Below are 23,713 nucleotides of genomic sequence, written 5' to 3'. Positions count from 1 at the left end.
GGTTAAATAAAACTTTCGTTTAAGTTCAGGAAGGTGCAGGATAGTTATCATGGTAATATGTGTCACATTCGTTTTACCAATTATCTGAAAACCAACTAAAAACCTTTATGAAAAGAAAAAACCTGCCTTGGAGTTTACTCCACATGGGCTTTGCTGTTAGCCTGTTTTTGTGCTTCAGCAGCTGCCAGAAAGAAAAACAATCAACCACGCCCGAAGAAACCACTGTCGCTACCGATGATGGCAGTAACATTCGCCCGGCCGCAACAAGCTCTGCCGAGGTAACCGGCTCGGGCGGTACCTTTACTGCCAAAGTAAACGGTGTAACCAAATATACCGGTACCGATTACATTGCAGCTATACAAGCTGCGTGCAATAATCTAACTGCGGGCCGTACCACCAAAGAAACCGTTTTAATTAAAAATTCAGGTAGTTCGGGCCAATCTGGCGGTGCTATAAAAGCGGTAAATATTCCAAGCTATACCATACTCGATTTTGGCAACACAACCTTTACCTGCAACAGCACCGACCAGTTAATTGTACCCATACAAGGCGAACGCCGTACCGACATAGAAGTTAAAAACATGAAGGTTAGCGGTAACCCACGGTATGGCATCTGGCTAAAAACCTGCAGCAACATTACCCTGAGCAATATTACCATGACACTTAATTCGTCATCGGGTTTAGGCATCCGGGTTGACGACAGCAAAGGCGATTGGTCTCGCAACTTCACCCTCACCAGTTGTAATATCAGCGGCTCGGGCGATAACGCCGTTGAAACCTACGGAGTAGACGGTTTTACCATTGGCACCGTAACGGCCAGTAATGCCGGCGCGTGTGGTTTGCTGCTTAACAAATCAAAAAACGGAACGGTAGGAACGGTTAATGCAACAAATTGCGGTCAGGGTACGGGGTATGCCGGGTTTCGGATAGCCAACAATGCCGGTCCCAACATTCGGGTAACTACGGTTAACTCCACCGGATGCGGACGTGGCTTTTTTAGCGTAACCAGCAGTAATGGTTGCACCATAGGCACGCTAAATGCTAAAAATTGCGAATCGCACGGTGCTTTATTAGAGAATGCACAGCAAATTCAAATTAATGGCGGTACCATATCAGGCAATGGATCTGATGGTATCAGGTTTTCAACCACCTTGAGCTACATCTGTCGCGACAATATTGTGCAAAATCTCAATGTATCAGGTAACGCTTTCGGCATTCGCGAAACAGCCCCATCAAACTACAATACGGTTAAAAACTGTAAACTTAATGGTAACGGCTTAAGCTTGGCCGGCCCCAACAGTGTATCAACAGGTAATACCTTATAGTACACACTTATTATTCAACAAACCTATACAGATAATTGGCAGCTTTTGAAAGAAGGCTTACCCCGGCGTACCTAATCAATATGCCGGGGTTTATACTAACCTTTATATGCATACTTATATATATGTACTGATAGGCTTGCTGGTAATTAGCAGCACTGCCTGCAATAGTGCTCAATCAGGCCATGATACTGCCGACACCCTAACTAACAAAGTACCCGCAAAAATTGCGGTAACCGTACCTGTTGGCAAAGTAATAGATTACGATGGCAATACATACCGTACCGTTAAAATAGGTACCCAAACATGGATGGCCGAAAACCTGCGTGTAGCACACTATAATAGTGGAGATGCCATAGCCCATATTAAGAGCGATAAGCAATGGCGCAATTACCCCTCCGGCGCCTGGTGTATATATAATAATGATACCACGGCCCATTGCGGTTACTTATATAACTGGCATGCGGTAACAGATAACCGGAAACTGGCCCCGCGCGGATGGCATATCCCTACCGATGCCGAGTGGGAGATACTTGCTAAGCACCTGGGCGGTTTGCCGGTGGCTGGCAGCAAACTCAAAGCAAACAACTTTTGGGGTGCTGATGATCATACAGCCACAGGGCAAAGCCTGTTTAACGCGCAACCTTGCGGAATGCGTAATAACAACGGCATATTTGATAACAAGGCCTTTTTGGCCGTGTGGTGGACAACAACAACCGAACCCGACGCCGATTTTGCTGCCAATTATAGGTTATTAGCCCAAAGCACAGCCATAAAGCTGGATGTTGACGACCGTGTTTGCGGCTTTAGCGTGCGTTGTATTAAAGATTGAAAGGTTTTTTAGAGCCTCAAGCTATTTTATCATCTTGACGCGTAGGGCATTAGGCATTGTGATACAAAATACCATGAATAAAGTTTTAGTGAATAGAATAAATAGTTACCTTTGCAACCCGCAAGAAAGAAAGCGGGGCGTTATTTGAAAGGCAAGGGGTTTGAGGGGGAGGTTTAGTAATAAACACCAGGAAAAACAGAAAGAAAAAGCAGCTCAAAATAAATTTCAGATTTATTTTGCAGAAATGAAAACCTTTTCTACCTTTGCACTCCCAATCGCAACGAAAGGGAAAAGAATTGAAAAGCGGCACAGGGGTATTTTAAAAGGTTATTTTCGAAAGAAAAGGCCGCCAAAAAAAAAGAAAAACTTTTTTTTGGAAAAGTAAAAAGAATATCTACCTTTGCACTCCCAAACGGAACGAAGCTGAGAGGCTGAAAAGAAGAGCGGGAAGAGAAAAGTTAACAGCAATTGTTAACTAAGATTGAAAAGCCTTAGGGCGAACAAACAAAGATTTCGAAACACCGCAATGGTGCCAGATATAAAGTCGAACCGGGATGGTGAGACGACAAAGTTCTTTTAAGAAGTAACATGTAACGTAGCGGGAGAGATAAGTAATTGTCTACTCTGTCAAAAAAAAAGAAACCTTCAAATATAGCTACTGAATACTGTATAAAGATATACAAATAATCAGATTTCTATTTTTAAGTAAAGTAGGGTCTGGATACAAACAAAACATTTTACAATGGAGAGTTTGATCCTGGCTCAGGATGAACGCTAGCGGCAGGCCTAATACATGCAAGTCGGACGGGATTGAGGAGCTTGCTTCTCATGAGAGTGGCGCACGGGTGCGTAACACGTATGTAACCTACCTTTATCTGGGGGATAGCCTCTCGAAAGAGAGATTAACACCGCATAACATGACGACTCAGCATTGAGGTGTCATCAAATATTTATAGGATAAAGATGGGCATGCGGGACATTAGCTAGTTGGCGGGGTAACGGCCCACCAAGGCGACGATGTCTAGGGGATCTGAGAGGATGGCCCCCCACACTGGTACTGAGACACGGACCAGACTCCTACGGGAGGCAGCAGTAAGGAATATTGGTCAATGGGCGCAAGCCTGAACCAGCCATGCCGCGTGCAGGAAGACGGCCCTACGGGTTGTAAACTGCTTTTGTACCGGAATAAACCTTTGGTCGTGACCGAAGCTGAATGTACGGTAAGAATAAGGATCGGCTAACTCCGTGCCAGCAGCCGCGGTAATACGGAGGATCCAAGCGTTATCCGGATTTATTGGGTTTAAAGGGTGCGTAGGTGGCCTATTAAGTCAGGGGTGAAAGACGGTAGCTTAACTATCGCAGTGCCTTTGATACTGATGGGCTTGAATACAGATGAAGTGGGCGGAATGTGACAAGTAGCGGTGAAATGCATAGATATGTCACAGAACACCGATTGCGAAGGCAGCTCACTAAATTGTGATTGACACTGAGGCACGAAAGCGTGGGGATCAAACAGGATTAGATACCCTGGTAGTCCACGCCCTAAACGATGAATACTCGATGTTGGCGATATACGGTCAGCGTCTAAGCGAAAGCGTTAAGTATTCCACCTGGGGAGTACGCCCGCAAGGGTGAAACTCAAAGGAATTGACGGGGGCCCGCACAAGCGGAGGAGCATGTGGTTTAATTCGATGATACGCGAGGAACCTTACCCGGGCTTGAAAGTTAGTGAATGATTCAGAGACGAATCAGTCCTTCGGGACACGAAACTAGGTGCTGCATGGCTGTCGTCAGCTCGTGCCGTGAGGTGTTGGGTTAAGTCCCGCAACGAGCGCAACCCCTATGTTTAGTTGCCAGCACGTCAAGGTGGGGACTCTAAACAGACTGCCTACGCAAGTAGAGAGGAAGGAGGGGACGACGTCAAGTCATCATGGCCCTTACGTCCGGGGCTACACACGTGCTACAATGGATGGTACAGAGGGCTGCTACCTGGCAACAGGATGCCAATCTCTAAAAGCCATTCACAGTTCGGATCGGGGTCTGCAACTCGACCCCGTGAAGTTGGATTCGCTAGTAATCGCGTATCAGCAATGACGCGGTGAATACGTTCCCGGGCCTTGTACACACCGCCCGTCAAGCCATGGAAGCTGGGGGTACCTGAAGTATGTAACCGCAAGGAGCGTCCTAAGGTAAAACCGGTAACTGGGGCTAAGTCGTAACAAGGTAGCCGTACCGGAAGGTGCGGCTGGAATACCTCCTTTCTGGAGCAGTATTCTGAAAGTGGCCTTGAAGGAACAATTGGAAAGACAGAAAGTCCTGCTACGTACATGTATTTCTTAAGAAATTAAAGAAGAAGAAAAAAGAGAAACCCTTTAAAAAGGAAGCCATATCAGAAAAGTGGCTAACATCAAACCATAGTCTCGTAGCTCAGTTTGGTTAGAGCACTACACTGATAATGTAGGGGTCAGCAGTTCAAATCTGCTCGGGACTACTACAGGGGTTAAATGAGAGAAGGAATGAATGAGCGAATGAGTGAAACATTCAGTCATTATAACATTCACCAAATCACTCATTGCTTTTTAAAAGGGGAATTAGCTCAGCTGGCTAGAGCACCTGCCTTGCACGCAGGGGGTCAACGGTTCGAATCCGTTATTCTCCACGATGCTTACGAGTAGTAAGTAGCAAGTATAAAGTAAAAAGACTCCGGTCTTGATACTAAGTACTCACTACTAAGTACTAAAAGCAAAACGTTCTTTGACATATTGGAAGAAGTAATTGAAAAACTGAAAAAACAACAGTGAAGGACAGTTACGAAGAGTACAGAATAAAGACTCAATAATACAGACAAGCAATTGTCTTGATTCCTGACTCTTGACTCCTGACTCTGAAATAACTTGAACTAAATAAAACATACCGTATCGAGCAAAAGCGATACAGGTAGAAGAAAGTAAGAAAGGGTACACGGGGGATGCCTTGGCTCTCAGAGGCGATGAAGGACGTGATAAGCTGCGATAAGCTCCGGGGATTAGCAAATATGAATTAATCCGGAGATTTCCGAATGGGGAAACCTAGTTATCTGAAGGATAACTGCAAATGCGCGAACCTGTTGAACTGAAACATCTAAGTAAACAGAGGAAGAGAAAACAATAGTGATTTCCTGAGTAGTGGCGAGCGAAAGGGAAACAGCCCAAACCATTTATGTTACGGCATAACTGGGGTTGTAGGACCACGATGTGGTATATTAAACTGAAGCGGAAAGGCATGGGAAGGCCTACCATAGAGCATGAGAGTTGCGTACGCGTAAGGAATAATAACCTAGTGAGTTCCTGAGTACTGCGGGGTCGGAGACGCCCTGTAGGAATCTGCCGGCACCATCCGGTAAGGCTAAATACTACTGAGAGACCGATAGTGAACCAGTACCGTGAGGGAAAGGTGAAAAGAACCCCGAACAGGGGAGTGAAATAGAACCTGAAACCGTGTACTTACAAGCGGTCGGAGCAGACTTGATCTGTGACGGCGTGCCTTTTGCATAATGAGCCTACGAGTTACTCTTCTCTGGCAAGGTTAAGTGTTTAAGACACGAAGCCGAAGCGAAAGCGAGTCTGAATAGGGCGTGCAGTCAGAGGAGGTAGACGCGAAACCTTGTGATCTACCCATGGACAGGTTGAAGGTGCCGTAACAGGTACTGGAGGACCGAACCGATAAACGTTGAAAAGTTTCCGGATGATTTGTGGGTAGGGGTGAAAGGCTAATCAAACTGGGAAATAGCTCGTACTCCCCGAAATGTTTTTAGGAACAGCGTGGCGGTAAAGTTATAAAGAGGTAGAGCTACTGATTGGGTGCGGGGGAGTCAAATCCTACCAAATCCAGACAAACTCCGAATGCTTTATAATATACGCTGCAGTGAGGCTCTGGGTGCTAAGGTCCAGGGCCGAGAGGGAAAGAACCCAGACCATCAGCTAAGGTCCCTAAATTACTGTTAAGTTGAACTAACGAGGTCCGGCTGCACAGACAGCTAGGATGTTGGCTTGGAAGCAGCCATTCATTTAAAGAGTGCGTAACAGCTCACTAGTCGAGCGGCCGGGCATGGATAATAAACGGGCATTAAACAGTATACCGAAGCTATGGATTATATACATTGTATATACTGGTAGGGGAGCATTCTATCATCGGCGAAGCATGACACGACAAGTGCATGTGGAGAGGATAGAAAAGCAAATGTAGGCATAAGTAACGATAAGGCGGGAGAGAAACCCGCCCACCGAAAGACTAAGGTTTCCTGATCAACGCTAATCGGATCAGGGTTAGTCGGGGCCTAAGGATAATCCGAGTGGAGATTCCGATGGACAACTGGTTAATATTCCAGTACTTTTTATAACTGCGATGCAGTGACGGAGTAGTGACACATCCGCGTCCTGACGGAATAGGACGTTAAAGGCCGTAGGTATAGGTTTGGTAGTTAAGTACGCCAGATTTGCTGAACGCTGATAGTACACAAAGCCTTCGGGTGGCGTGATAGTGATGGTAATCAGACTTCCAAGAAAACCTGCTAAGCTTCAGGTTATAAAAACCCGTACCGTAAACCGACACAGGTAGTCGAGGAGAGAATCCTAAGGTGCTCGAGTGATTCATGGCTAAGGAACTCGGCAAAATGGCCCTGTAACTTCGGGAGAAGGGGCGCTCTCAGCAATGGGAGCCGCAGTGAAAAGGCCCAGGCGACTGTTTAACAAAAACACATGGCTATGCAAAATCGAAAGATGACGTATATGGCCTGACACCTGCCCGGTGCCGGAAGGTTAAGAGGGGATGTTAGTCGCAAGGCGAAGCATTGAATCGAAGCCCCGGTAAACGGCGGCCGTAACTATAACGGTCCTAAGGTAGCGAAATTCCTTGTCGGGTAAGTTCCGACCTGCACGAATGGTGTAACGATCTGGGCGCTGTCTCAGCCATGAGCTCGGTGAAATTGTGGTATCGGTGAAGACGCCGGTTACCCGCAACGGGACGGAAAGACCCCATGCACCTTCACTACAACTTAACATTGATATCGGCTACAGGATGTGTAGGATAGGTGGGAGACTGTGATCATGCTTCGCTAGGAGTATGTTAGTCAACGTTGAAATACCACCCTTTCTGTATTTGGTGTCTAACTCTATACAATGGAGGACATTGTTTGGCGGGTAGTTTGACTGGGGTGGTCGCCTCCAAAAAGGTAACGGAGGCTTTCAAAGGTAAGCTCAGTACGCTTGGTAACCGTACGTGGAGTGCAATAGCATAAGCTTGCTTGACTGTGAGGCAGACAAGCCGAGCAGGGTCGAAAGACGGATATAGTGATCCGGTGGTTCTGCATGGAAGGGCCATCGCTCAAAGGATAAAAGGTACGCTGGGGATAACAGGCTGATCTCCCCCAAGAGCTCATATCGACGGGGAGGTTTGGCACCTCGATGTCGGCTCGTCACATCCTGGGGCTGGAGAAGGTCCCAAGGGTTCGGCTGTTCGCCGATTAAAGTGGCACGCGAGCTGGGTTCAGAACGTCGCGAGACAGTTCGGTCCCTATCTGTTGTGGGCGTTGGAAGTTTGAGTGGGGCTGACCTTAGTACGAGAGGACCGGGTTGGACGAACCTCTAGTGAATCTGTTATGGCGCCAGCTGTACTGCAGAGTAGCTACGTTCGGAATAGATAAGCGCTGAAAGCATCTAAGTGCGAAACTAGCCACAAGATGAGACTTCCCTTGAGGGTCGTAGTAGACTACTACGTTGATAGGTTACAGGTGTAAAGGTGGTGACATCATAGCCGAGTAATACTAATTGCCCGACGCTTTCTTCGCAAACAGATAAGGTGGTGTGATCTTTCCGGTCACATCACCGAACTCAAAAAACAAAATAGTACTGTAAAGTTCTTTTCAGGAAAAAACAGTTGCTTCTTTCAATAATATGTCATTGTTAAGGCCGGTAGGTCAAAGGCAAAAGGATAAAGGTATCAAAACCTTTCACCCTTCTCCTTTCCATCCTTCCCTTCAAACAAAAAGAAATTTAGGTGCCTATATCGGCGGTGTCCACCTCTTCCCATTCCGAACAGAGAAGTTAAGCCCGCCAGAGCCGATGGTACTGCAGTAAAATGTGGGAGAGTAGGTCGGCGCCAAACCTTATCAATCAACCCCGTACGTTCACTCGTAGCGGGGTTTTTTGCGTTTAATACCCTTTCTCTCATAGTATTATACCTATACATTTATGTATCATAAGTACATTAGCTCACTTCCCTTTCATTATACCCCCATTTCTAACTAAATTCTTCAGTAAATTTGTGTTTGCTTTAAATACAAAAAAATATGAATAATTCCGACAAAACATTTACCCATATTAACCCCGAAAGTGGTTTCCCTGCTATGGTAGATGTTGGTGATAAGCTGGTAAGCAAACGTACAGCAGTGGCTCAAAGTATAGTGGTGCTTGGTAATGAAATTATGCAGCAGCTTGAAGGAAATGATATTCAAACTAAAAAGGGGCCCGTATTTCAAACCGCTATTATTGGCGGCACTATGGCTGCAAAAAAAACTGCAGATCTGATACCCCTATGCCATCCGTTGGCTTTAGAGAATTGCAAGGTAAACATCAGCGTTAATGAAGATCATGAAGTAGTAATTGAATGTACTGTGAGCATTACATCTAAAACCGGTGTCGAAATGGAGGCCTTAACGGGGGCAAGTGTTGCTGCATTAACCATTTACGATATGTGCAAAGCATTTTCACACCATATTGTTATTAAGGAGACAAAATTGCTTAGAAAAACTGGTGGTAAAAACGATTACAATGGCTAAACATCAGAAACACGCAAAATTATCAAAGCCCGGTTATGGCGAGTTTCATCGTAATGAGTTGGCCATATTAGGTACAAACTGTGCCGCCATACGTAATTTGGTTAATGGTATAATACAAGAACTGAACCAGCAATACAACATTGCTTATGTTGATACTGAGCATAATGGTTCTGCAATTAATGAAGATTCCGTATTAACTAATGGTGGTTCGGTTGAGTTTATAGACAAAATTACTTATCGGAGTATAAGCTATAAACATTCGTTCAATCCCTTTCAAAACCGGGTGCTGTTTAACGAACAGGATTTTGTATTGGTTAACGGCAATCACTTTATTGCCCAAAGCCAGGTTATAGTTATCGACCCGGCAAAACCACTGGAAAAAAAACTGGAAAAGCTAACCAATGTGCAACTCATTTTGCTGACTGATGATGTTAGCAGCCTGCCCGATTATCTTATAAAGCATTTGCCTGTTGGTTTTGCAGCTCCAATTTTAAAACTAAGCGATACGCTTGCTATTACAACTTTTGTTAGCAATTGGCTTAAGCAAAAACTGTCGCCATTAAACGGCTTGGTATTAGCCGGCGGTAAAAGCGAGCGTATGCAAACCGATAAGGGTGGCATAAATTACTTTGGGCAAAGCCAGCGCATACACATGCACGAATTATTAAGTGCGCACTGTGCCCAAACATTTATTTCATATGCAAATGCCGCAACCATAAATGCTGAAGAGAATTTACCTGCAATTACAGATACATTTATAGGATTAGGGTCTTTGGGCGGTATACTTTCGGCTTTTCAAAATAATCCAAATACTGCATGGCTAACTGTTGCTTGCGATTTACCTTATTTATCGGCACAAACATTAGCCTATTTGGTCGAGCAACGTAATCCGTCAAAAATGGCTACCTGTTTTATGGATAGTGATAGCCAGTTTCCCGAACCGTTGATTACCATTTGGGAGCCACGTGCTTATCCGGCTATGTTACAGTTTTTGAGCCAGGGTTATTCCTGTCCGCGCAAGGTGCTCATCAATTCGGAAGTTGAGTTATTGCAGGTTCCTGATGTTGCCGACCTTCAAAATATAAACTACCCTGAAGAACGCGATAGGGTAATGCAGCATTTGCAGCGAACCTCATAGCAAAATGAACTATATTGGCACATTGAAACAAAATCTTCATGAAACAAAAATTACTGGTGCTGCTCATTGTTATGGCAGTGCTTTCGTTTGGTAGCAAGGCACAAAATATCACAATCAGCGGTAAAGGTATTAACAGCTTTAATTTTACTAAGGCGATGTTTGCCAATCTTAAGCCTGTTGTATTGATGGCCAAAGGCCACGATGAAAAAGTACACAGATACACCGGTGTTGCCCTTGCCGATGTTTTAAAAAATTCCGGAGTAATATTGGGCGATTCGGCTAAAAAGAAAACCATTGTTTCGTATATAATTGTTACAGCTGCTGATAATTACAAGGCCATTTATACACTTCCTGAAATTGACCCGTTGTTTGCCAACCGCACCATTATATTGGCTAACAAAGTTGATAAGCAACTTTTGCCCGAAGGTTATGCACCCTACCAGATAATTGTTCCGGGCGAAAGAAAACATGCTCGTTGGCTGCGCCAGGTAGTTAGTATTGAATTGGTAACCGTTCAATAATATGAAACTAACACTATTTGCCCTTACCATTTTGTTGGTGCCATTTTGCTCAAATGCACAACGTTTACGTATTGCGGCGGCCGCTAATGCCCAATTTGTAAGCCAGGAATTGGTAAAAGAGTTTAAACAACTGACCGGTATAGAACCAGAACTGATTATAGGTTCATCAGGCAAATTTACTGCACAAATTGAACAGGGCGCACCGTTTGATATATTCATGTCGGCCGATATGAAATACCCCCAAGAGCTTTATGAAAAACAGCTTACTATAGGTAAACCAGAGGTTTATGCTTACGGAACATTGGTGTTATGGAGCAATACTACAATAAAGCTGCCCGTAAACAACCTCATAAAAGCCGATATTAGAAAAATAGCCGTTGCTAATCCTAAATTAGCCCCCTATGGCGAGGCCACAATTCAAACTTTGCAAAAACTTAAACTATACACCCAGCTTCAACCTAAAATAGTTTACGGCGAAAGCATTGCACAGGTAAATCAATACTTACTTACCGGTGCGGTTGATGTGGCATTTACAGCAAAATCGGTAGTGTTAGATCCTGCACAAAAAGATAAAGGAAGCTACACCGAAATCGATAGCAAGTTATATAAACCCATTGCCCAGGCAGTGGTTATTCTTAAATCATCAACAGGTGGGAATTTGCAACAGGTAAAGAAATTTTATAAGTTTTTGTTTAGCGCTCAAGCAAAGGCGATATTTAAAGCCTATGGTTACAAATAGCCCCATCCAACCCTCCCCGGGAGGGAGGGCTTTAAAATATAGTAGTGGTTTAAAAATCCTCTCCTTTGGAGAGGATTTAGGAGAGGTTTTATGATGTATCAACCCCTATGGCTTACTTTCAAATTGGCACTTGCAACTACCTTGTGCTTGTTACTGCTGGGTATTCCCATAGCGGCGGTACTGGCCAAAAGCCGGTCTAAACTGAAGCCTTTTTTAGAAGCCATTATTAGTTTGCCTTTAGTGCTGCCGCCATCGGTGCTGGGTTTTTATTTGTTGCTGGCTTTTAGTCCGCAAAATGGTTTTGGTAAAATGCTGGATGTAGCTTTTAACATCAGGCTTTTATTTTCTTTTTCCGGGTTAGTAATTAGTTCAATTATTTACAGTTTGCCGTTTATGGTGCACCCGGTACAGGCGGGATTAGAAGCTTTGCCGGCCAGCTTGCGCGAAGCATCGCAAACGTTGGGAAAATCAAGCTGGCAAACGTTTATTAAAGTTTTGCTGCCCAATATAAAACCAGCCTTGTTAACGGGCATTATCCTTACGTTTGCCCATACGCTGGGCGAATTTGGTTTGGTACTCATGATTGGCGGCAATATTCCGGGCGTTACCAAAGTAGCATCCATTGCCATTTATGATGAGGTAGAATCGCTCAATTTTAGTACTGCGCATATTTATGCGGCTATATTGATGGTGGTTTCGTTTGTTATATTGTTAACGGTATACCTTACCAACAAACGTTTAAACAAAAGCCGCATAGCCACATGATAAAAATCAGTATACAGAAAAAACTGCATATGGCAGGTGGCGATGGGGCGCTCAATATTGATGTAGAGCTACCGGTTCAATCATTCACCGCCTTATACGGCGCATCCGGCGCGGGCAAAACCAGTTTATTGCGCATAATTGCCGGATTATTGCAGCCCGAGCAGGGCATCATTGAAGTTAACGGAAAAATCTGGCTCAACACTGCTAAAAAAATAAACCTGCCGCCGCAAAAACGTAACATAGGTTTGGTGTTTCAGGATTATGCCCTGTTTCCTAATATGACGGTGGAGGAAAACTTATTGTACGCCCTGCCTGCTAATGCCAATAAAAGCAAAGTGCAGCAATTAATTGAAATAACAGGCCTGCAAAACCTGGCACAGCAAAAACCGCAGGTCTTGTCGGGCGGGCAAAAACAGCGTGTGGCCTTGGCCCGTGCCCTGGTGCGCCAACCCGAAATTCTTTTGCTGGATGAACCCTTGTCGGCTGTGGATGATGCAACGCGCATTAACCTGCAAAACGAGCTGCAACTTATTCACCAACAACTTAAATTAACCACGGTGCTGGTTAGTCATCACATCCCCGAAATTTATAAATTGGCTAATAGGGTTATCCGCATGGATCAGGGAAGCATTTTGCAAGCCGGAACACCTGCCCAGGTATTTGGCCTGCACCAACAACAAGGCAAACTAATTTTAATTGGTGAAGTATTATTTGCCGATGATAGCCGCATCGAAATCCTTGCACAGGGTAATATTATACCAATCCCCACATCGGCACAAACCCATAGCCTAAAAGTGGGCGATAAGGTAAGTATACATGCCGCTGACCTTTCTTTACAAAAGCTTTCGTAACTTTACTTTCAGGCAAACTTTTGCTGTTGTTAAGAATTTCCTTAACAGACAAGAGACAACAGACAAGAGACAACAGACAACAGACAACAATGAACATACTGCTATTTGGCATAACACGCGATATTACCGGGCATAGTAAGCTTACCGTGCCTGCCAATGCCGGTGTTAGTACAGTAAAGGAGCTTAAAAGCTGGCTTGGCCAACAATACCCGGCTATGCAAACTTTAAGTTCGCTGGCTGTGGCTGTTGATAGTGAGTATGCTGAGGACGATGATGCCATACATGCAGGACAAGAAATTGCCTTAATACCACCCGTGAGCGGCGGATAATATGCTGATAAAATTAGTTGACCATATAGATTTAAATGAGGCTTATGCCCACCTCAACTCGCCCGATGCGGGTGCGGTAAACCTGTTTGTAGGTACCGTACGTAATCAAACCAAGGGCAAGGAGGTTTTGAGGCTCGATTTTGAGGCCTATGATGCCATGGCACTCAGGCAAATGGAACATGTGGCCAGCCTGGCTATGCAAAAATGGCCTTTGGCTAAAGTTGCGGTAATACATGCGGTAGGTGCTAAAGAGCCGGGTACACCGGTAGTGGTGGTAGGCGTATCGTCGGCACACAGAGATGCCTCGTTTGAGGCTTGTCGTTTTTTGATAGACGAGTTGAAAAAAACGGTGCCCATATGGAAAAAGGAATATTTTGAAGATAACAGCGTTTGGGTGAATGCGCATCCGTAAGCAAATAAATGAAAGAAAACGTACTTATTGATCAATATGGCAGGCAACTGAATTACCTGCGGCTATCGGTAACCGACCGCTGTAATTTTAGGTGCTACTATTGTATGCCCGAAGAAGGCATCGATTTTGCGCGCCGTAAAGATCTGATGTCGTTTGAGGAGATGTTGCAGCTATCAACCATATTCTGCAACCTGGGCGTTTCTAAAATACGTATTACCGGTGGCGAGCCATTCATCCGCAACGGTATAATGCCCTTTTTACAAAAGCTGCGGGTAGTTGACGGTTTGGATGAAATAACTGTTACCAGCAACGGAACCCTTTCGGCTAAATACCAGGCCGGGTTGCTGCAAATGGGCATCCGCAAGATCAATATCAGTCTCGACTCGTTAAGCCGCGAACGCTTTGAGCAAATAACCCGCCGCGATAATTTTGAAAGTGTGTACGCTGGGATCTTTAAACTGCTCAACAGCGGTTTCGAGGTGAAGCTAAACTGCGTGGTAGCCGAAAATAAGAATATTCAGGATATAATTCCTTTCATCGAACTAACCAGAGAGAACGCGCTGTCAGTGCGTTTTTTAGAGGAAATGCCCTTTAACGGCAGCGATGGCTCGCAGGTACTGTCAGACTGGAACCATGTGCGTATATATGATTATATCCATCAGCATTACCCTAACGCCGGCCAACTTATCAGCGAAACCAGTTCAACCTCGATTAATTATAAAATACCGGGTTACAAAGGGAGCTTTGGAATTATACCATCGTTTAGCCGTACCTTTTGCGGTACCTGTAACCGTATCCGCCTATCGGCAACCGGCGAACTGCGCACCTGCCTGTACGGCCTCCCTGCAACCAACCTGCGCGATTTACTGCGCAAAGGCGCATCCACAGAAGATATTGAACAGCAAATCCTGATAGCGGTAAGCAAACGCGAAGCCGATGGCTTTGCCGCCGAAGCTGCCAGTATGGGAGAGATCAATACGTCGATGTCGGTGTTGGGAGGATAGCGAAGAGAATCAATAGCCAAGAACCAAGAGTCAAGACAATGCCCAACGGAGATTTAACTAAGCCCAATCAAAAACTACCCCTTCAGGGAGCCGGGGGGCTCCGCTACGCCCGCCAGGTTGGTTTGGCTGGATTTGGTTTGGCGGGACAGCAAAAATTGGCTTCGGCTAAAGTTTTGGTAGTGGGTGCAGGTGGCTTAGGGGTGCCTGTGCTGCAATATTTAACGGGTATGGGCGTGGGTACAATTGGTATTATTGATGCCGATGTAATTAGCCTGAGCAACTTGCACCGGCAGGTTTTATATACGGATAATGAAGTAGGGCAAAGTAAAGCATATACCGCCGCTGCCAAATTAGGTGAGCTAAACAGCGAGGTTGACTTTAAAATATACAATGAGTTACTTAGCGTGCATAATGCGCTAAATGTAATAGGCAATTTTGATATGGTAGTTGATTCTACCGACAATTTTAGCAGCCGGTATTTAATAAATGATGCCTGTGTAATATTGAATAAACCATTTGTATACGGTGCTGTGCAGCAGTACGAAGGGCATGTAAGCGTTTTTAATTACCAGGATGGACCAACTTACCGTTGCCTGTACCCAACCCCGCCCGTTGCGGGTGAAATACCTGATTGCAATACGGCCGGTGTGTTAGGTGTAGCTCCCGGAATCGTAGGCTGTCAGCAGGCTTTACAGGTGGTTAAGGTAATAACGGGCATAGGTAAAACAATATCGGGTTACTTACAAATATTTGATTTTTTGGAAGACAGTCAGTATAAAATGAAGCTGAAAACAAAGCCCGAAAACAAACAAATAACTACCCTGCAAACCAGTTACGAGGCTGTTGTGTGCAAAACGGTATCGCTGTTATCGGTAGATGAGCTGTACGATTGGTACGAGGCCGGTAAAGAATTTCAATTGCTGGATGTACGTGAGGCAGATGAGTTTGAAGAAGAACACCTGGAAGGCGCTATTTCAATACCTTATTCCGAGTTTAAACCAACAAATGTAATTGTTGATAAGCTCAAACCCATGGTGATGTTTTGCCAAAAAGGAGCACGCAGTAACAAAACCTCACAACTGCTGCAACAGCAATATCCAACTGCCACAATTTATAGTGTTTTAGGCGGAATGGATTACTGGCAGGATGAGTTTGATGATGAATATTTGGTGAAGAACAATTTAAAAGTCCTTCCGCCTAAGGCGGAGAAGGATTTAGGAGGGGCCATTTTATGATCTCCGTAACCCAAGCCCTCCAAATCATATCAGCCCAAGCCACACGCTTTGCCATTGAAGAAATTGACCTGTTGCAGTCTACCGGCCGCATACTTGCGCAAATCGTTGTAGCCGACCGAGATTTTCCGCCCTTTAATCGTGCTACCATGGATGGTGTTGCCATCAGCAGCCAGTCGTTTGAAGAGGGTGCCCGTTGTTTTAATATAGAAGACATTCAGCCCGCAGGCCATCCGCAAAAAGAGCTTAAAGACGATAATAACTGCATCGAAATTATGACTGGTGCAATGCTGCCTATAGGTACCGATGCCGTGGTGAGGTATGAAGATCTTGATATTGCTAATGGAGTTGCAACCGTAAATCTTAATTCAGTTTCGCCTTACCAAAACGTGCATTTAAAAGGCACCGATGAAAAGAAAGGCGAAATACTGGCAAATGCAGGTGTGAAAATTACTCCCGCTATTATTGCGGCTATGGCTACAGTGGGGCTATCAACCGTAAAGGTTTACTGCCTGCCGCGCGTAGCCGTATGCTCTACCGGCGATGAGTTGGTGCCTGTTACGCAGCAACCCGAATCGCATCAAATCCGGCAATCCAATAGTTATATGCTGCTGTCGGCCTTGCAGCAGGAGGGTATTACGGCAACAAACTATCACCTGCCCGACGAGCCCGAAGCCATGACCAGCCAAATGAAAACCATGCTGCAGCAATATGATGTGCTGTTGTTTTCGGGTGCGGTATCAAAAGGTAAGTTTGATTTTTTGCCGCAGGTATTGCAGCAACTGGGCATGCAAACGCTGTTTCATAGCATAGCCCAAAAACCGGGGAAACCCCTGTTGCTTGGCCAGTTTAATAACGGACCAATTGTGTTTGGTTTTCCGGGAAACCCGGTATCAACCTGGGTTTGCTACCAATTATATTTTAAGGCGTGGCTGTACCAATCGTTAGGAATTGCCATACCATCTGTTTCGGCAGAGCTGGGTAAAACTGTGGTATTTAAACCGGCACTTACACACCATCTACTGGTAAAATTAAATTACAAAAACGGCCGAATAATAGCCCAACCCATTGACACCTCAACCTCGGGCGATATGGTGAACCTCATGAAGGCCGACGGTTTTTTAAGCCTCCCCGCCAACGAAGAAGTGTTTGCCGAAGGAAGAGTTTTCGAGGTGCAATTGTTCTGATATTATTTGTCACCTCCCAGCTATCTGCATAGCTCCTAATAACTTAAACCAATCTATAATTTCCAGGTTATTTCCTAAGTTTACATTTAAGGAAATGAAGGAACTCGAAGATATTGTTAAAGCTTTTGACATTGCCCAACAGCATGGTAAGCAAACTGCGCTGGCTACGGTGGTGCAGGTGGAGGGCTCATCGTACCGCAGAGCCGGTGCCCGCATGCTGGTTACCGAAGATGGTGAACTTACCGGTGCCATAAGCGGCGGCTGTTTAGAGGGCGATGCCCTGCGCAAAGCCCGTTTGGCTATGGCACAACAACAACCCATGCTGGTAACTTATGATACCACCGACGATGACGATGCCAAGCTGGGCGTTGGCCTGGGCTGCAACGGCATTATCCATATCCTCATCGAACCCATATTTGCTGATGATGAGCATCAACCTATCAACCTTTTTAAAAAAATTTTAAGCAAGCGACAGAATGCCGTGGTTGTTACCCTGTTTTCGTTAACTAACCGCAAGGCAGCGCAACCGGGCACCTGTTTGTTTTTGAGGGGTGATGAGTTTTTTATTCAATACGATACCCCGGAGTTAACAATGCAGCTGCAAGCTGATGCCGAAGCGGTTTTGAAAGCAAGCCGGTCGGCCACGCATACTTACACTACGCCCAACGGAAATGAGCTAACCGCTTTTGTAGAGCTGTTAAAACCCGCTGTTTCATTACTGATATTTGGTGCCGGTAATGATGCCATTCCGCTGGCGCAAATGGCGGCAGTGCTGGGCTGGCATGTAACAATTATTGATGGCCGGGCAAATTACGCCGTAGCTGGCCGCTTTCCTTCGGCCCCAAAAATGTTGCTGGCTAAACCACAGGAAGCCTTATCGCAATTGAGCATTGACGAAAATACTGTAGTGGTGTTAATGACCCACAATTACAATTATGATCTGGCAATGCTCAGGCAGTTGCTTCCGCTGCAATTAACTTATGTAGGCAGCCTGGGTCCCAAAAAGAAATTGGAGCGTATGCTAGATGAATTACAGCAGGAAGGCATGACCATAACGCCCAACCAACTGCAAAGCATATATGGCCCGACCGGGTTAGATATTGGCGCGCAAACACCCGAAGAAATTTCATTATCTATACTATCCGAAATACAGGCCGTATTGCAGCAGCGAGAGGGTAAATCGTTACGGAACAAAACTACGGTTATACATGTCCATGAAATGGATGCCCTGCCGGTAAACCACGAAAATTTATGACCGGCATTATCATACTTGCGGCCGGGGCATCAACCCGAATGGGGAAACCCAAACAGCAACTAATTTATGAACAAAAAACGCTGTTGCAGCGCAGTATTGATGCAGCCTTGGGGATATCCAATGCAATTGTTTACGTGGTATTAGGGGCTAATGCCGAAGTTATCAAACTAACCATTGAACATTTACCGGTCAACATTATTTATAATGATGATTGGGAAAGCGGCATGTCATCATCAATAAAAGCAGGAATAACAGCTTTAAGCGCGTACCCCGATGTTGACGATGCCTTGCTCATGTTATGCGACCAGCCTTTTGTAGATGCCGCCTTGCTTAAGCAACTGATCGGGCTAAAAACATCAGCTCCCTCTTATATTATTGCCTGCGGATATAGCGATACCATTGGCGTGCCTGCATTATTTAGTAAAAATCATTTTAGTCAACTGTTGGCTTTAACTGGTAACGAAGGAGCAAAAAAGTTATTAATGCAGCAACAAAGCACCGTTATAACCCTCCCTTTTATCCAAGGCAGTATTGATATTGATACCCCCGACGATTTAAAGAGGCTTAAAAAAGGTCAATTATAAATACAACTACAAATTGTACGCTGAAATGAGTATCTTAAAGGCTCATTATCAAGCGTATGAAAACAAAATTACTCTCCGCTTTCATCAGCCTTGTTTTGCCCCTTGGGCTTTGCGCTCAAGACAGGCCTTTTGGTAAAACCTTTGCCACCCGTAGCGAGGTGTTGGCTCAGCATGGTATGGCCTGTACCAGTCAGCCGCTGGCTACACAGGCGGCACTGGATATTTTAAAACAGGGAGGTTCGGCCATTGATGCAGCCATAGCAGCCAACGCAGTTTCAGGCGTGGTTGAACCGCAGGTAAACGGCATAGGCGGCGATATTTTTGCCATTGTTTACGAAGCCAAAACGGGCAAGCTAATAGGGTTGAATGGTTCGGGACGGTCGCCTTATTCATTAACGCTCGAGGAGTTTAAAAAGCGCAATATTCAATTTATTCCTGCACTTGGTCCGTTGCCCGTTTCCGTTCCGGGATGTGTGGATGGTTGGTTTGCCCTGCATAAAAAGTTTGGCAAATTACCTATTGATAAGGTTTTGGCTGCTGCCATAGGCTATGCCCGCCACGGTTTCCCGGTGGCCGATGAAGCAGCAGGAGCCTTGGCGCGTGTTAAGGCCTTATACGGCCAATTCCCTAACGTAGTGAATGTGTATAACCCGGGTGGTATGGCGCCCAAACGTGGCGAAATATTTAAAAACCCGCAACTGGCCAACACGCTCGAAAAAATTGCCAAGGGCGGCCGCGATGCTTTTTATAAAGGTGATATTGCGCGCACTATCGATCAGTTTATGAAAAAAAACGGTGGTTTTTTGAGCATGAAAGACCTGGCCGACCATACCTCCAACTGGGTTGAGCCGGTATCGACCAATTACCGTGGGTATGATGTTTGGGAACTGCCGCCTAACGGGCAAGGCATATGTGCCTTGCAAATGCTCAATATTTTAGAGGGGTTTGATTTTAGTAAGATACCGTTTGATAGTCCCGAGCGTATACACCTGTTTTTAGAAGCAAAAAAGCTGGCCTTTGAAGACCGCGCCAAATATTACGCCGACCCAACCTTTGCCAAAATTCCGGTTAAGGAACTTATTTCTAAAGATTATGCCGCCGAACGTCGCAAACTCATTAACATGAACCGTGCCTCAAACAGTTACGAAGCCGGTAACCCTGCCCTTAAGGATGGCGATACTATTTTACATGACCGTGGCCGATGGAGATGGCAACATGATATCGCTCATACAAAGCAATTACCGGGGCTTTGGCTCAGGCATGGTGCCCGATGGTTTGGGTTTTATGCTGCAAGACCGCGGCCAAATGTACACTCTTGAAGAAGGGCAAAACAATACCTATGCGCCGCATAAACGCCCGTTCCATACCATTATACCGGCTTTTGTAACCAAGGATGGTAAACCCTGGATGAGCTTTGGCGTAATGGGCGGCAGCTTTCAGCCCCTCGGCCATACCGAAATACTGATGAACATGATAGACTATGGCATGAACGCCCAGGAAGCCGGAGACGCCCCCCGCATCGATCATCAAGGCTCATCAGAACCCACCGGCGAAAAACGCGACGGCGTAGGCATGGTGTACCTCGAATCAGGCTACTCATTCGAAACCATACGCGGCCTCATGAGCTTGGGGCATAAGGTAGGTTTTCAAATACCCGGCAGTTATGGCGGTTACCAGGCCATCCGGTTTGATGCGCGTGAAAAAGTATATCATGGTGCAAGTGAAAGCCGCAAGGATGGGCAGGCTGCTGGGTGGTAGGTCAATAAAATCAAATTAGATGTTTAAGAATTTGTTCAAGAAAGACTCTCCGCCGGATTTATCCTATTTAGAGTCATACATAAATAAGGATAAATATTTCGTCAGAACTGCCCCATGGGATTGGTTAACACATAATGAAATATATGTTGCTGGGAAAATTGATGGCAACCCTTCTATGATTACCATGGATTTTTGGCCGCAGGAGTTGTTTTTAGATGCTGATGGACAAAAAACAATTAAACAATTAATGCCAATTATTTTCAAGCAGCTAACGAATAGTAAAATGAAAATTCCGGCTAATACGTGTGAGTATATAATTGGTGAGTTGGAACGATTAGTCAATGAGTTGCATATTGTAGAATTCAGAATAGAGAAGGTGAATCTTGACCCGAAACTTGCTTTACCAATGTCAAAGCAATTATAATTTTAAGTACAATCTTGATGCTATAATCAACCACTAATCTTGCTTAAATATATGAAAAGTGCATTCGCCTTTCTTGCTATCTTTTTCATAAGCTGTAATTTTTCCAATAAAAAAGGCATTGCCATAAAAAAGCCGGCATCACACCATCAATGGGTGAATGATACATTGGGTTGCAAGTTGTCACGGTCAAAGGATATGGCACTTCAAATCATTAAAAAGCATCATCTGATGTATAATACCGAAGAGCATTTTCTAAAATTTTTTCAGGCTCCCGATGAAGAGTTCAGGACGCAAATTCAGCAGGTATTAAGGTATTATTTCAATAGTAAATGCCAAAGGGGTAAACTTATTTCAACAGGTGAAATGTGTTACGCAGAGTTTTATTTTAGAGGAGGAAAGCTGGTGGAGACTAATTTTGAATGTAATTGATTTAAAAATTCCTACAAGCACTACCCTAACGATAGCTTCTTACGCGGCATCAGTGTTTTGCAGGTAGCACAAGCCCAAGTTAAAGCACAGCCTTAATTAGCAAATAAACGTAGCCGCAAGTTTATTCACAGATGTTTTTATTAGTGGTGTTCATGAGAACGCTATGCTTAGTTTCTTTTGGTACTTTTTCTTTTGTATAAAAGAAAAAGTACATCCACAGGCTGCGGTGCAACTAACTTACCTGTGCTAACAGGGTACTGCATTAAGTTAAAGCACCACCCAATCCTACGCAGAGATTACTTCGACAACTCACGCTTTTGCCCACTACTGTCTCGCAAAGACGTGGTGGTAAGAGATCGCCACGTCGCCCCAATGCTCTTGCCTCGCCCGCTCCTCGCGATGACACGATTTTTTAGCCTGTGGTTGGTGTTGTCACCAACCACCAAAGCCTATTGCTCTTCATAATGATACGTCAACCCGCCATCCACAAAATAAGTAGACCCGGTTACATACTTGGCATCATCGCTGGCTAAAAAGGCAACCAGTGCGGCTACATCTTCGGGGGTGCCCAATTTACGCATGGGGATATTGTCGAGTACTCCTTCCAGCAATTCGGGGGTTTCCATCAGCTTTTTATTGATGGGGGTGGCAATGGCTCCGGGCGCTACATTGTTAATACGAATGTTGAGCGGGGCCAGTTCAGTTGCCAGGTTGCGGGTAAGCATTTTGAGTCCACCTTTACTGGCGCAGTAGGCTGCAAAGTGGGGGAAAATAATTTCCTCGTGTACCGAACTCATGTTTACCACTACGCCGCCGCGTTTGTTATTCATGCAGTATTTCACAAAAGCCTGAATGCCAAAAAAGATGCCCTTGAGATTGGTATCCATCACAAAATCATATTCTTCTTCGGTTACGTTCCAAAAATCGTTGTTCTTTTCAACCCCGGCATTGTTCACCAGTATATCCAGCTGACCGTATACGCTAATGGCTTCATTCACTAAATCGACCACGTTTTGCATTTTGCTTACATCGGCCACCAAAAAATGCGCCCGGCGACCTAATGCTTCTATTTGTTTAATTATATCCTCGCCACGTTCATCAAGCTTGCGGCCGTTCAAAATAATGTCGGCACCATCGGCGGCTAAGCGTAAGGCGCAGGCTGCGCCAATGCCCTGGCTGCTGCCTGTTACTAAAGCTACTTTGTTTTGGAAACGAGTCATGTTATAGTTTTAAGTTGTACGTATATAAAAGGTAAAAAGCGGTTGCTGGTTTGCCTCATGATGAAGTTTTTATGCTTTGCGGCGAATGCTCGTCATGATAGCTCACCCGCGCGGCTTCCATTTCATGATGGCGGTAAATATTCATCATCTTAACAAAACCCATTACCAGCAACACACCGGTTAACGGTGCCAGCCAGTAAACCCACTGTGCCGTATATACACCGCTCACCACCGCCGGACCAAAACTCCGCGCCGGGTTAGTGCTGCACCCCGATAACGGCGATTCGGCCCAGACCATAAACCCATATAAAAAGGGCATGGTATAAGGGGTATAATCGCGCAGTTTATCGCTGCTTACAAATATGTAGAGTAAGGTGATGAGGCCTGCCGTGGTAATTACTTCGCCAATAAAGGCCGCCACTATGCCGACATCACCAGGTACAGTATTGGCATATGCCACACTTTTACCCTGAGCACCCCACAGTAACAAAGGCAGGCAGCCCACCACGGCACCCAATAACTGGCTAATGATGTAACCCACCAAAGCATGGTCTTTCATTTTACCGCAAAGCCAAAATGCAATGCTCACGGCCGGGTTAATATGCGCGCCGCTAATTTTACCCACAGGCGATAGCGTAACCAAACAACCTGTAGTACCAAATAAAAAGCCGGTTAACAAGCGCCGCCAACCTGCATCGGGTACCAGGCTTTCCATAACAGTGCCCTCGCCCCAGTTAAATATCACAATGCTCAGCCCAAACCCCAGCAATAAGGCTGTGCCTATAAATTCGGCAAGGTAGAGTTTGAGGAGAGTTTTGTTCATTGAAAAATACCTTAAGTTGATTTTAAATGTCTCTACTTATCGCTTTTATACCGCTCATTGCCGCGGAGGCTACT

The 23,713-nt window shown here is 45.2% G+C and carries 21 protein-coding genes, 2 tRNA genes and 3 rRNA genes; 24 read left to right on the top strand and 2 right to left on the bottom strand.

Going from position 1 to position 23,713, the window contains the following annotated elements:
- The first annotated feature begins 107 nt into the window (after window positions 1-107).
- The 24 genes from QE417_RS11035 (at window position 108) to QE417_RS10920 (ending at window position 21,596) form a co-directional block, all read left to right on the top strand.
- Window positions 108-1,325, top strand: a complete 1,218-nt coding sequence (locus QE417_RS11035; RefSeq protein WP_311949921.1) for a right-handed parallel beta-helix repeat-containing protein — start codon at window positions 108-110, stop codon at window positions 1,323-1,325.
- A 106-nt stretch (window positions 1,326-1,431) separates the two neighbouring features.
- Window positions 1,432-2,154, top strand: coding sequence for a fibrobacter succinogenes major paralogous domain-containing protein (locus QE417_RS11030; RefSeq protein ID WP_311949919.1), 723 nt, complete (start codon window positions 1,432-1,434; stop codon window positions 2,152-2,154).
- A gap of 739 nt (window positions 2,155-2,893) precedes the next feature.
- Window positions 2,894-4,415, top strand: a 16S ribosomal RNA gene (locus QE417_RS11025).
- Between the two features lie 155 nt (window positions 4,416-4,570).
- Window positions 4,571-4,645, top strand: a tRNA-Ile gene (locus QE417_RS11020).
- 94 nt (window positions 4,646-4,739) lie between these two features.
- Window positions 4,740-4,813, top strand: a tRNA-Ala gene (locus QE417_RS11015).
- Window positions 4,814-5,094: 281 nt separating this feature from the next.
- Window positions 5,095-7,978 (top strand): 23S ribosomal RNA (locus QE417_RS11010).
- Window positions 7,979-8,183: 205 nt separating this feature from the next.
- Window positions 8,184-8,295, top strand: a 5S ribosomal RNA gene (gene rrf, locus QE417_RS11005).
- The 16S, 23S and 5S rRNA genes sit together here with 2 tRNA genes alongside, the layout of an rRNA operon.
- Before the next feature lie 184 nt (window positions 8,296-8,479).
- Complete coding sequence (moaC, locus tag QE417_RS11000) at window positions 8,480-8,968, top strand: cyclic pyranopterin monophosphate synthase MoaC (RefSeq protein WP_311949918.1); 489 nt, start codon at window positions 8,480-8,482, stop codon at window positions 8,966-8,968.
- A complete protein-coding gene (locus tag QE417_RS10995) occupies window positions 8,961-10,106 on the top strand; it encodes an NTP transferase domain-containing protein (protein WP_311949917.1) in 1,146 nt (381 codons plus the stop codon). Before moaC ends, QE417_RS10995 begins: the two co-directional genes overlap by 8 nt.
- Before the next feature lie 38 nt (window positions 10,107-10,144).
- Entirely contained in the window at window positions 10,145-10,627 is a 483-nt protein-coding gene (locus QE417_RS10990) for a hypothetical protein (protein ID WP_311949916.1), read from the top strand.
- A gap of 1 nt (window position 10,628) precedes the next feature.
- A complete protein-coding gene (gene modA, locus QE417_RS10985; RefSeq protein WP_311949914.1) occupies window positions 10,629-11,366 on the top strand; it encodes a molybdate ABC transporter substrate-binding protein in 738 nt (245 codons plus the stop codon).
- A 90-nt stretch (window positions 11,367-11,456) separates the two neighbouring features.
- The gene (gene modB, locus QE417_RS10980) at window positions 11,457-12,131 is read left to right on the top strand and encodes a molybdate ABC transporter permease subunit (RefSeq protein WP_311949912.1); all 675 of its coding nucleotides are present in this window, start codon (window positions 11,457-11,459) and stop codon (window positions 12,129-12,131) included.
- Window positions 12,128-12,982, top strand: a complete 855-nt coding sequence (locus QE417_RS10975; RefSeq protein WP_311949911.1) for an ATP-binding cassette domain-containing protein — start codon at window positions 12,128-12,130, stop codon at window positions 12,980-12,982. Before modB ends, QE417_RS10975 begins: the two co-directional genes overlap by 4 nt.
- A gap of 89 nt (window positions 12,983-13,071) precedes the next feature.
- Window positions 13,072-13,311, top strand: coding sequence for a molybdopterin converting factor subunit 1 (gene moaD / locus QE417_RS10970; RefSeq protein ID WP_311949910.1), 240 nt, complete (start codon window positions 13,072-13,074; stop codon window positions 13,309-13,311).
- Between the two features lies 1 nt (window position 13,312).
- Complete coding sequence (locus QE417_RS10965; RefSeq protein ID WP_311949909.1) at window positions 13,313-13,723, top strand: molybdenum cofactor biosynthesis protein MoaE; 411 nt, start codon at window positions 13,313-13,315, stop codon at window positions 13,721-13,723.
- 8 nt (window positions 13,724-13,731) lie between these two features.
- Complete coding sequence (moaA, locus tag QE417_RS10960; protein ID WP_311949908.1) at window positions 13,732-14,727, top strand: GTP 3',8-cyclase MoaA; 996 nt, start codon at window positions 13,732-13,734, stop codon at window positions 14,725-14,727.
- Window positions 14,728-14,765: 38 nt separating this feature from the next.
- Window positions 14,766-15,962, top strand: coding sequence for a HesA/MoeB/ThiF family protein (locus QE417_RS10955; RefSeq protein WP_311949907.1), 1,197 nt, complete (start codon window positions 14,766-14,768; stop codon window positions 15,960-15,962).
- Window positions 15,959-17,146, top strand: coding sequence for a molybdopterin molybdotransferase MoeA (locus tag QE417_RS10950; RefSeq protein WP_311949906.1), 1,188 nt, complete (start codon window positions 15,959-15,961; stop codon window positions 17,144-17,146). Before QE417_RS10955 ends, QE417_RS10950 begins: the two co-directional genes overlap by 4 nt.
- 94 nt (window positions 17,147-17,240) lie before the next feature.
- Window positions 17,241-18,401 (top strand): XdhC family protein, encoded by a 1,161-nt coding sequence (locus QE417_RS10945; protein ID WP_311949904.1) that lies wholly within the window; start codon window positions 17,241-17,243, stop codon window positions 18,399-18,401.
- Window positions 18,398-18,985: a nucleotidyltransferase family protein gene (locus QE417_RS10940; RefSeq protein ID WP_311949903.1), complete on the top strand. Its 588-nt coding sequence runs from the start codon at window positions 18,398-18,400 to the stop codon at window positions 18,983-18,985. Before QE417_RS10945 ends, QE417_RS10940 begins: the two co-directional genes overlap by 4 nt.
- Before the next feature lie 56 nt (window positions 18,986-19,041).
- Window positions 19,042-20,304, top strand: coding sequence for a gamma-glutamyltransferase family protein (locus tag QE417_RS10935; RefSeq protein WP_311949900.1), 1,263 nt, complete (start codon window positions 19,042-19,044; stop codon window positions 20,302-20,304).
- Window positions 20,201-20,743, top strand: a complete 543-nt coding sequence (locus QE417_RS10930; RefSeq protein ID WP_311949898.1) for a gamma-glutamyltransferase — start codon at window positions 20,201-20,203, stop codon at window positions 20,741-20,743. Before QE417_RS10935 ends, QE417_RS10930 begins: the two co-directional genes overlap by 104 nt.
- 19 nt (window positions 20,744-20,762) lie before the next feature.
- Window positions 20,763-21,167, top strand: coding sequence for a hypothetical protein (locus QE417_RS10925; protein WP_311949897.1), 405 nt, complete (start codon window positions 20,763-20,765; stop codon window positions 21,165-21,167).
- Between the two features lie 51 nt (window positions 21,168-21,218).
- Window positions 21,219-21,596 (top strand): hypothetical protein, encoded by a 378-nt coding sequence (locus QE417_RS10920; protein ID WP_311949895.1) that lies wholly within the window; start codon window positions 21,219-21,221, stop codon window positions 21,594-21,596.
- 449 nt (window positions 21,597-22,045) lie between these two features.
- Here QE417_RS10920 and QE417_RS10915 read toward each other — a convergent pair whose 3' ends face one another.
- Together QE417_RS10915 and QE417_RS10910 are read right to left on the bottom strand one after the other, a co-directional pair.
- A complete protein-coding gene (locus QE417_RS10915; protein WP_311949894.1) occupies window positions 22,046-22,816 on the bottom strand; it encodes an SDR family NAD(P)-dependent oxidoreductase in 771 nt (256 codons plus the stop codon).
- 55 nt (window positions 22,817-22,871) lie between these two features.
- Window positions 22,872-23,639 carry an MIP/aquaporin family protein gene (locus QE417_RS10910; RefSeq protein WP_311949893.1) on the bottom strand — a complete coding sequence of 256 codons (768 nt, stop codon included), beginning with the start codon at window positions 23,637-23,639 and terminating at the stop codon, window positions 22,872-22,874.
- Window positions 23,640-23,713: the final 74 nt, after the last annotated feature.

The sequence above is a fragment of the Mucilaginibacter terrae genome, from assembly GCF_031951985.1.
GTDB classification, from domain to species: Bacteria; Bacteroidota; Bacteroidia; order Sphingobacteriales; family Sphingobacteriaceae; genus Mucilaginibacter; species Mucilaginibacter terrae_A.
Note: the sequence above shows the minus strand (reverse complement) of the source record. Positions and strands in the feature narration are given on the sequence as shown.